Origin of the sequence: Vibrio sp. S11_S32, assembly GCF_014694465.1 — a bacterium.
In the GTDB taxonomy this organism is placed as follows: Bacteria; Pseudomonadota; Gammaproteobacteria; order Enterobacterales; family Vibrionaceae; genus Vibrio; species Vibrio algicola.
Genome location: NZ_JAAUWS010000143.1, coordinates 1 through 640, shown reverse-complemented (window position 1 = coordinate 640; position 640 = coordinate 1). Strand labels below are relative to the sequence as shown.

At 42.0% G+C, this 640-nt stretch carries 2 tRNA genes and 1 rRNA gene; all 3 read right to left on the bottom strand.

The features are described 5' to 3' along the window. Positions 1–263 precede the first annotated feature (263 nt). A tRNA-Ala gene (locus HC723_RS17010) sits at positions 264–339 on the bottom strand. Between the two features lie 40 nt (positions 340–379). Continuing rightward, positions 380–456: transfer RNA gene (locus HC723_RS17005), tRNA-Ile, on the bottom strand. 70 nt (positions 457–526) lie between these two features. Beyond that, positions 527–640 (bottom strand): 16S ribosomal RNA (locus tag HC723_RS17000); the annotation flags it as partial.

Genomic DNA, 640 nt, shown 5'->3' with positions numbered 1-640 from the left:
GTTTTTTGTTTATTCAAGAGGGTAATCTTGAATAAACGATTTGCCGGACTCAATAGAACAAACCATAAATGGTTTGTAGAATACAAGACACTTGAATGTGTGTTGTTACTCATCACTTGCAAGCAAGCAATAAGATTTGAGAACTTTTATTTTGAACAAATAACCTTGGTTATTTATTCAGTCAGCTTTCCAAATTGTTAAAGAGCAAGTTATATCTTTCGATGTAACCATTTTTAAATACTCTCAAGGAGAATACTTAAAGATGGTGGAGCTATGCGGGATCGAACCGCAGACCTCCTGCGTGCAAGGCAGGCGCTCTCCCAGCTGAGCTATAGCCCCATCGTTTCTTAATGTTGACCAATTCTCTCTGGAGGAAAATTGGTGGGTCTGAGTGGACTTGAACCACCGACCTCCCGCTTATCAGGCGAGCGCTCTAACCAGCTGAGCTACAGACCCAACATTAAAACTCTTAACTTTTCTAAACCTAATCAATCTGTGTGGGTACTCATCAAAAATAATCTTTTCGTAAGGAGGTGATCCAGCCCCAGGTTCCCCTAGGGCTACCTTGTTACGACTTCACCCCAGTCATGAACCACAAAGTGGTAAGCGTCCTCCCCGAAAGGTTAAACTACCTACTTCT